General features: G+C 59.8%; 9 protein-coding genes. 6 read left to right on the top strand and 3 right to left on the bottom strand.

All coding sequences use genetic code 11. The features are described from left to right. Positions 1–13 precede the first annotated feature (13 nt). Positions 14–1,222, bottom strand: a complete 1,209-nt coding sequence (locus tag HX812_RS29260; RefSeq protein WP_038851578.1) for a cation:dicarboxylate symporter family transporter — start codon at positions 1,220–1,222, stop codon at positions 14–16. A 118-nt stretch (positions 1,223–1,340) separates the two neighbouring features. On the opposite strand from HX812_RS29260, the gene HX812_RS29255 reads away from it, so the two are divergent. After that, a complete protein-coding gene (locus HX812_RS29255) occupies positions 1,341–2,300 on the top strand; it encodes a LysR substrate-binding domain-containing protein (RefSeq protein WP_038851577.1) in 960 nt (319 codons plus the stop codon). A gap of 44 nt (positions 2,301–2,344) precedes the next feature. Beyond that, positions 2,345–2,869 (top strand): excinuclease ABC subunit C, encoded by a 525-nt coding sequence (locus HX812_RS29250; protein ID WP_050572514.1) that lies wholly within the window; start codon positions 2,345–2,347, stop codon positions 2,867–2,869. A 13-nt stretch (positions 2,870–2,882) separates the two neighbouring features. Here HX812_RS29250 and HX812_RS29245 read toward each other — a convergent pair whose 3' ends face one another. Next, a complete protein-coding gene (locus HX812_RS29245) occupies positions 2,883–3,212 on the bottom strand; it encodes a DHCW motif cupin fold protein (RefSeq protein ID WP_016976107.1) in 330 nt (109 codons plus the stop codon). Between the two features lie 125 nt (positions 3,213–3,337). On the opposite strand from HX812_RS29245, the gene HX812_RS29240 reads away from it, so the two are divergent. Next, complete coding sequence (locus HX812_RS29240; RefSeq protein ID WP_038851575.1) at positions 3,338–3,826, top strand: HIT family protein; 489 nt, start codon at positions 3,338–3,340, stop codon at positions 3,824–3,826. On the opposite strand, the gene HX812_RS29235 is transcribed toward HX812_RS29240, so the two are convergent. Further along, positions 3,820–5,730 carry a sigma-54-dependent Fis family transcriptional regulator gene (locus tag HX812_RS29235; protein ID WP_038851574.1) on the bottom strand — a complete coding sequence of 637 codons (1,911 nt, stop codon included), beginning with the start codon at positions 5,728–5,730 and terminating at the stop codon, positions 3,820–3,822. The genes HX812_RS29240 and HX812_RS29235 overlap by 7 nt on opposite strands. Positions 5,731–5,924: 194 nt before the next feature. Here HX812_RS29235 and HX812_RS29230 point away from each other — a divergent pair, with 194 nt between their 5' ends. The 3 genes from HX812_RS29230 to HX812_RS29220 all read left to right on the top strand — a co-directional run bounded on the left by HX812_RS29230 (position 5,925) and on the right by HX812_RS29220 (position 8,945). Further along, positions 5,925–6,791, top strand: coding sequence for an NAD(P)-dependent oxidoreductase (locus HX812_RS29230; RefSeq protein WP_038851573.1), 867 nt, complete (start codon positions 5,925–5,927; stop codon positions 6,789–6,791). A gap of 9 nt (positions 6,792–6,800) precedes the next feature. After that, positions 6,801–7,505 (top strand): S-adenosylmethionine--2-demethylmenaquinone methyltransferase, encoded by a 705-nt coding sequence (locus HX812_RS29225; RefSeq protein WP_038851571.1) that lies wholly within the window; start codon positions 6,801–6,803, stop codon positions 7,503–7,505. A 78-nt stretch (positions 7,506–7,583) separates the two neighbouring features. After that, positions 7,584–8,945, top strand: a complete 1,362-nt coding sequence (locus HX812_RS29220; RefSeq protein ID WP_038851570.1) for a CitMHS family transporter — start codon at positions 7,584–7,586, stop codon at positions 8,943–8,945. The last annotated feature ends 22 nt before the right edge of the window (positions 8,946–8,967 follow it).

The raw sequence follows: 8,967 nt of genomic DNA, 5'->3' as shown, positions 1-8,967 counted from the left end.
ACATAAAGCCAGTTCATGACAGCTCCCGTTGCAACACCCCACGATCAATCGATCGCTGCCACCCACAAATCGCCAGGCACGCCACGCAGTTGCCCAGCACATTGGTCAGCGAGCGGCACTTCATCAAGCGTTCCACCCCCAGCAGCAGCCCCACCCCTTCCAGCGGCACCAGTTGCAGGATGTTCAAGGTCGCGATCAAGGTGAACAACGCCGAACCCGCCACGCTGGTAGAGCCCAGCGACGTCACCAGGCAGATCACCAGCACCGCGAGCAACTCCGGCAAGGCGATCTCGACCCCGGCCATATGGGCCAGGAACATGATCGCGGTGGTGAGGTACAGGTTGGTGCCGGCCAGGTTGAAGGTGTAGCCGGTGGTCAATACCAGGCGCACTAATTGCCGGTCGCAGCCCAGTGCTTCAAGTTTATTCACGCAGCCTGGAAGTGCGGCGACTGAAGAGCCGGTAAATGTCACCAGCAATAACTCTTCTTTTAAATACACGATCAATCGGGATAACTTCACCCCGACCAGACGCGTAATAGTGGCGAACACTAAAACCACAAACAGTGCACTGACCAGATAAATAACCACGACAAACTTCAGCAGGGGCAACACTGAACTCACGCCGTATTTACCCACCACGAAGGCCATCGCCCCAAACGCTGCCAACGGGGCAAACGTGAGAATAATCCGCAGCACGTAGAACAGCCCTTGCACCGCCGTTTCCAGCCAGCCCAGGCAGCGATTGCCGAGCGCACTGCCCCGCCCCAGCAGCAACCCGCAGACCATCGCAGCAAACATCACTTGCAAGACCAGGCTTTGGGTAAACACGCGGTACAACGTCGAGGAAGCCGACAGCAGCGACAGCTCATGCAGGAAGTTTTCCGGCAGTACGGGTGGCGTCGGCAACGCGCTGTGTTCCAGGTTGAACACCCAGCCGGTGGCCATGCCGAGCATCAGCGCAGCACAAGACATCAATTGGAAATACACAATGATCCGCCGCACGACATGGCGGTGATGCGGCTCGCGCTTGATACCCGCGACCCCGGTGGACACCAGCACAAACAACAGGAAGGGCATCAACCAGCCGACCATCTTGATAAAAGCGTCGCTGAGCACTTTCATCTCAATCGCCAGGTTCGGATAAACCAGGCCCAACATCATGCCAAGTATGATGGCAATCAGAATAGGCAGGGTTCCGTTCTTGGCGTATCGGGTCGGCATCGTTACTCCAGCCTGTTTTTATTTATTGTTATTGTCGCCCCTTGCCGCTTTGGGCATATTGGGCGCCACGGTCGCTGCCGGCCGCAAATAATAAAGTCTTGTCACGGGATATACCACCATGGAACTTCGCCATTTACGCTATTTCATCATGGTGGCTGAAGAGCGACATTTCACCCGTGCCGCCGCGCGCCTGAACATGCAACAACCGCCCCTCAGCCAACAGATCCGCGCCCTCGAAACCGAACTGGGGTTCGACCTGTTCAAGCGCCACCCCAAGGGCGTCGACCTCACCGCCGGCGGCCTGGTGTTCCTCGATGAAGCGCGGATCATCCTCGCCCGTGTCGAACAGGGTTCGCTCAAAGCCTCCCGCGCCGCCCAGGGTATCGAAGGCACGTTGGTGATCGGTTTCACCAGCTCCGCCGCCGCCCATCCGCTGATCCCTCGGATCATCCGCGCCTACCGCGAGCGCTACCCCGGCGTGGAGTTGTCGATCAACGAAGGCAGCGCCCGCGAAGTGACCGAAGACAGTGTCGAAAAACGCATCGACATCGGCATCCTGCGCGCGCCGGTCAGTACGCACCAGAGCCTGACGTTCCATCGCCTGCTCAATGAAGAAATGCTGCTGACCTTGCCCATCGGCCACCCGCTGCTGAACCCCCCCGCCAGCGCCATCCCCCTCGCGGCCCTCAAGGATGAACGCTTCATCCTGGTACGTCGCCCTGGCGCACCGGGGATGTACGCGAACCTGATCAAGGCCTGCCAGAACGCCGGTTTCGAACCGAAAATCGCCTTTGAAGTGGAACGCATGCTCACCAACGTCAGCCTGGTAGCCGCCGGCGAAGGCATCTCGGTGGTCCCGGCGTCGATGCGCGATGTGCACCGCGAAAGCGTGGTGTATTGCCGGATCAAAGACGCACGGCCCAAGCTGCTGGCGCCGATCACGCTGGTGCGACGCACGTTCAATCCGTCGGCGCCGTTGCAGAATTTCATTGGGTTGGCGCGGGAGTTGGGTGGGGTGTATCGCAAGGGATCAGGCCGTCAAACCCATCAGAACCTGCAGGTGCAACACGTTAAATGATCACGCTACTTTCAACACCCATCGTCTAAGAAGGTGTATTCACGATGCCATTACACGACCTACCTCATACCTTCGAAGAGCTTGCAACCACCGTCTTGCCAAAACATATGACCAAGATGCGGGAAGCACTGGCAAACCCGTGGAAAATGGAGGAGTTCTCGAAAAAAGGGATTGGAGTGAAAACGCTCCTCAAGAAGTTTGAGCGCCCACATGATTTTTCTGGTTGCTATGTCATGACGGAAGAAGACAAGCCTATCTATGTCGGCATTTCCAGAGGAGTGGTCGCTCGTTTGCGGCAGCATGTGTATGGAACAACTCATTACGATGCAAGCCTGGCGTTTCGTATTGCACGGCAAAAACATCTGCTTCCAACGACCCTACGCATGACCAGAGCAGACACGATGAAAGACCCAATGTTCGGAACCTCATTCTCCGAAGCGAAATCTTACCTATCAACATTAAGGGTCGCTGCAATCCCCATTCAAAATCCTCTGGAACTCTATGTTTTCGAGGCTTACTGCGCCTTGGAACTAGATACCGGTCAGTGGAATACATTCGCAACCCACTAATACTCCACTCACCTCAATCCACAATAAACAGCTTCGCGCCAATACTCGTCGATGAGCGATGGCCTTCCATGTCATTGCCCACCTGATAACTCATTCCGGCCGTCAGGGTGAACTGACGGCCGTCTTCCAATTCAGTGTGCAACTCGCCTTCAAGACACAACAGAATGTGCCCTCTCCAGCACCAGTGATCCGCCAGGTAGCCGGGGGTATATTCGACCATGCGCACGCGGGTGGTGCCGAAGTGGCAGGTGCGCCATAACGCCTTGCCGATAACGCCCGGATGAATCACGGGTTCGACAGTGGACCAGTCGGTAGTGCCAAAGGGGACGGCAGTGAGTTCCATGATGAGCTCGAAGGTTGGTTAGCGAGGCTTGAGGCTATTCATCTGAAGCTACGGGCGATAGGCACAGATCAAACGCTTTTTTGGGATACAGGTATCCTGCTCGCAATGCTCCCCTGGATTCGCTTATGCACATCGACCCCGCATACATCCTTCACGAAACCGAACACTGGCTGCTCAACCACCACCTGGCCTCAGCATTGCCCGGCTACCTGATGTTGGGCGCCAAGGCGCCGATCCACTCCCTGGCCGACATGCCGGAAGCGGCGCTCGCCGAATTAGGTGGGTTGCTGGCGAAGACTCAGCGGGTGATGGAAGCGCAGCTGAAACCTAAATGGCTGTACATCAGCCGTTACGGGCACATGCCGGGGTTCCCGCTGCATTTTCATTTCATCCCGGTGTACGACTGGGTGGAGGAAGCGTTTTGGCGGGACGAGCGTTATCGGGTGCTGCAAGGTTTCGGCGCACAGGGACTGGCGCAACCATCGACCGATGGGGCTGAGTTGACGTTGTTTGTATGGCGTGAGTTTGGCGAAAGTCCCACGCCACCGCACATTCAGGGAGACACGGTGCATCACGTGATTGAGCGGTTGCGCGCGGCCTTTGCGGGTCAGTAGCGCGCGCTGTCAAAACACCCAGGGTCCTCATCCAGGTATTTCTTCATTCGCCGCCACAAGGTGGTGGTGCTGATCTGCAAGCGTTTGGCCGCTTCTTCGCGGTTGCCGCGCACGCTGGTGAGCACTTCGTGCAGCAGCGCCTTTTCGCTCCTGATGGGCGCGCCCTGCGCAACCGACGCGTCCGCCGCAAGATCCTCCAGCACGTCCTCCAGCCACGGCTGTGCAAACGGCCGGCCTTGGCTCATCACCGCCAACCGTTCGACGATATTGCCCAGTTGCCGGATATTGCCCGGCCAGGGGTAACCACTCAGGCGCGCCAGCAATGCTTGCGACGGCTCGGCGGTGTCCATCGGCAGGCTACGCAGCTGGTGGCGCACCAGTTCGGGGATGTCGGCGCGACGCTCACGCAGCGCCGGCAGGTGCAATTTGAGCACGCAGATACGGTAAAAAAAGTCCTCGCGAAACAGCCCTTTGACCATCAATTTCGGCAGGCTTTTGTTGCTGGCGGTGATGATGCGGATATCCACCGGCGTGACCTTGTCGTCACCGATACGCACCACTTTGCGCTCCTGCAACGCGCGCAGCAGCTTGACCTGGATATCGGTGGAGGTTTCGTTGATTTCATCGAGAAAGAGTGTGCCGGTGTGTGCCAGTTCGAACACGCCTGCCTTGCCTTCGTTGAGCGCGCCGGTGAAGGCGCCTTTGACGTAGCCGAACAGTTCACTCTCCAGCACGCCGGGGGCAAACGCCGCGCAGTTGATTGCCACGAACGGGCCGTGTTTGCGGCGCGAAGCGTTGTGGATGCTCTGGGCGAATAACTCTTTGCCGGTGCCGGTTTCGCCTTCGATCATCACTGTGCTGTCCACCGCTGCGTAGGTCAGGGCCAGGCGCTTGGCCTTGGCCAGCGCCGGGCTGCTACCGATAATGTCGTCGAAGTTTTTTTCGGCCAGGTGCTGGCGGGCCAACTGGCGACGCATCTTGCGTTCGATGGCGGTGATTTCGGTCTGGTTTTGCAGGGTGGCGACGGCGCCGATCACCAGGTTGTCCAAGGTGATCGGTGCGATGCTCAGGGTCAGTGACAACCTTCCCAAGGTGATCAGCGCACCCCGTACCGGGCGCCCATGGTTGAGCACCTGGCTGAAGTAGTCCTGGGTCAGCAGGCCGTCGATGCTGTCGCCGATTGCCAGGCTGCCCAGGTACGCGGTGGCCACGCTGTTCATATTGGTGACCGTGCGCTGGCTGTCGACACTGAAGATGCCTTCGGACACACAGTTGAGGATCGACTGGATCATCTCGTAGCGGCTTTGCAGCTCGACGCGTTTGAGCCGCCGTTCTTCCTCGACCTGCAAGAGATGGAGGGCTTCGTCGATGGCCTCATCGGCGGCATCCGCATCGGCTTCGGACATGATGTAGTGCATGCCGCGCGCGATCACCGCCTGACGCAATGAAAGCCCGCCAATCGCCACTTCAATGCCCTCGGCGAGCAAACGGTCCAGCTGCGTTTCTGTAGTTTGATGGCTGCCCAGCGGGTCGATCCGGCAGATCGCGACCTCCGGCATGAAGGGCCGGGCTTTTTCCAGGATGGTCGCGTAGCCCTCGGACGTTGCCAGAAAGGCGATCCTGGCCGAGACCTGCTGCGCCCGGTGATAAGCGTTGATGCAGTCGAAAAACGTGTGCTTGACCTCGACGATGGGCACCCGCAACTGTTCGCGCAACACGCTGGCGGTACGCCCACGGCTGATGATCACGCTGACGCCGCTTGCGATCAGCTCGCGGGCCTTGAGTACCGCGTCGTGCTGCGCCGCTTCGACCACCCCCAGCGACAACCCGCGCTGGCCGAGAATGCCGCGCATCACGGCGGTCAGGGTACTGGAGGGGGAAATGACGGCGATGGTGCCTTGCATGGCGGGGCTCGATTAGCGCGGACGAGGATTGCACATTATTTCAGCATGCATTTATTTGAAAGACCCTGAAATAAACTAAACCCTCTCAAGGCCCGACGCTTAATTTCAACTTATTGTTTTTAATAACAATTAAAACTATGGCACAGCCCTTGCTCTTCCTTCATCAATAACAAAGACAATGAAGGAAACACTGCATGGATATCGTCTTCATCGGGTTTGGCGAAGCCGCCTACCACCTCTGCGCCGGCCTGCGCACCACGGGCGATCTACAGATAGGTGCGTTCGACGCCAACGTCAGCCCGGCCCTGCAGCAACGCGCCGACCAGCAGCATGTCACCCTCTTCGACTCCCTGGAAAACGCCTGCCGTGACGCGCGCTTCGTGGTGTGCCTGACCAGCGCCAGCAGCGCATTGGGCATCGCGCGCAAAGTCCTGCCGCTGTTGGTGGCAGGGCAAACCTACGTCGATATGAACTCCGCCGCGCCTACCGTCAAACAGGCTATCGACCAGCTGCCGCGCCCTGCCGGCGTAGGCTTCTGCGACAGCGCCGTGATGGGCACCGTCCCCGGCAATAACCACCGCGTGCCGATGCTGCTGGCCGGCAGCGGTGCTGCTGCGTTTGCCGAAGCCTTCACGCCACGCGGCATGCAATTGACCGTGCTGGAAGCTGAAGCCGGTGCCGCCTCCGCCATCAAAATGCTCAAGAGCGTGGTCATGAAAGGCCTGCCGCAATTGCTGCTGGAAGCCTTCCAGGCCGGCGAGAAATTCGGCGTGCTGGACACGCTGGTCGCGTCCCTCGGCGACTCGTTGAACGGCAAGACCGTCGAGCAACTGGCCAATACCTTCACCGCCCGCACGCTGATCCACGCCAAGCGCCGCAGTGCGGAAATGGACGATGCGGTCACTACCCTCGAAGCCGCTGGCGTGGACGCCACCATGACCCGCGCCACCCAAGGCCAGCTGGATAAATGGGCCGCCACCGACTGGGCCAGCCTGCTCGGCCCCGATGGCAGCGACATGGATTTTCGCACCGCCATCGCCCATCTGACTGCCCACGCCTGAGAACCTGCCATGAACACTGAACAGTACTTCCCCCTGCCCGATTTGATCCCGAACGATTTGCTGGAGCGCTTCCGCCAACTCAGCCCCGCACAACTGTGCGACGGCATGCAAAGCCTCGGCATCCCGCGCAACGGCTGCATGGACGCTGAGCTTATGCCGCTGGATGAACGCAAGGTGATGCTCGGCACCGCCTACACCGTCGACACCGAAGACGGCGACAACTTCCCGATCCACGTGGCCGTGTACCAGGGCCAGCCGGGCTACGTGCTGGTGGTGGCCGGCAAGGCCTACCCCGGCCGCGCCTACATCGGCGACCTGATGGCCGGCGCCGCCCAGGCCGTGGGCTTGGCCGGCATGGTCATCGACGGCTGTGTGCGCGACAAGGTGCCGTTGGCACAACTGGATATCCCGATCTACGCCAAGGGCTTCATGCAACGCAGCCCCGGCAAGCAAGGCCCTGGCAAGATCAACGCCAGCGTGACCTGTGCCGGTGTGGAAGTTGCGCCGGGAGACCTGGTGTTCGGCGATTACGACGGCGTCACCGTGGTGCCCCGCGCGCGGCTATTGGAAGTGCTGGAGGCCTCCGAGAAAAAAAGTGCGTATGAAAACCAGCGCCGCGAGGTGATCGACGAATACACTCGCTGCCGAGACAGCGGCCTGCCTCTTCCCCCACTGGCCCCGGCGTGGGTCACCCAACTGCTGGAAGGCCAGTAACGCCAAGGCTGCATCCGGGGTGCCTGGCACCCCAACCCGCTGCGCTCACTATAAAAATAATATTGTGGAGACGTTCAGATGCTGACAGTTCTGGGCTATGTGTTGATCACGTCATTTCTGTTGCTGGTCATCAAGCAAAAACTCTCGCCGTTCACCGGCCTGATCGTGGTATCGCTGGCCGTTGGGGTGCTGGTGTGCCTGTTCAACGGCGTGCCGATGGGCACCATCATGACCTGGGTGCGCGAGGGCCTGTTCTACTCGCAGAACGAGGCCGGCAAGGTCTCCCTCGGCACGGTCAACCCCACGGTGATGATCCTGTTTGCCGTGCTGTATTTCAGCCTGATGATGAACGTCGGGTTGTTCGATCCGCTGTGCACCTTCCTGATCCGCAAGGCCAACGGCGACCCGCTGAAAATCATCCTGGTCACAGCCTTTACCTCGGCCGTGGTCACCCTGGACGGCGACGGCACCACTACCATCCTGATTATCACCACCGCGTTCCTGCCGCTGTACAAACAAATGGGCATGAAGCTGTCGAACCTGGCGATGCTGATCATCCTGCCGTGCGGCCTGGGCAACTGCTTGCCGTGGGGCGGCCCACTGGCACGCGCGGCGGCGGTGCTGAACGTGGAGGTCAACACGTTGTTCGTGGCGATCCTGCCGATCCTCGGCGTGTCGTTCCTCTACGTGTTTTTCATGGCCTACCTGATGGGCATCAAGGAGCGCAAACGCCTGGGCTTTGTGAAGGGTGAAAAAGGCATCGTGACGCCCGAGCAAATCCTGCAGATGGTCAATGTGATCAAGGACCACGACAAAGAGCTTAAGCGCCCGCGTCTGTTCCTGTTCAACCTGGCGCTGACCCTGGGCATGCTGGTTATCCTCATTGCCGGCTGGGCCAGCGGTGCCGTGGTGTTCATGCTGGGCACCGCGATAGCGCTGACCGTCAACTACAGCGCCGTGGAACAACGCGAACGCATCACCGCCAACGGTGGCGACGCCGTGGCCGTGGCCTCGATCATCCTGGCTGCCGGGTGTTTCCTGGGCATCTTCAACGGCAGCGGCATGGCCGGCGCCGTGGCCGAGCACATGGCCAGCCTGATCCCGGACTCCATGGGCAGTCACACCGCTCTGATCTTCGCCTTCCTCGGCGCCCTCGCCTGCTACGCCTTGCCGGTGGACGCCTACTACTTCGGCATCCTGCCGGTGGTGGCGCCCATTGCCTACAAGTTCGGTATCAGCCCGACCGAGATCGGCGTGGCGTCGTTCATGGGTCAGGCGCTGCGGTATGCCAGCCCGACGGTGGCGTGGTTGTTCCTGTTGATGAACCGTACGGAGATGACGTTCGGGGAGTACCAGAAGGAATTCTTCAAGTGGTCGATCCCGATGTTTTTCATCTTTTTGATCACGGCGATTGTGACGGGGGAGTTGCCGGTGGGGTAAACCCAATCCCGTAGTGAGCGGG

Source organism: Pseudomonas sp. IPO3749 (assembly GCF_013386605.1).
In the GTDB taxonomy this organism is placed as follows: Bacteria; Pseudomonadota; Gammaproteobacteria; order Pseudomonadales; family Pseudomonadaceae; genus Aquipseudomonas; species Aquipseudomonas azotoformans_A.
Note: the sequence above shows the minus strand (reverse complement) of the source record. Positions and strands in the feature narration are given on the sequence as shown.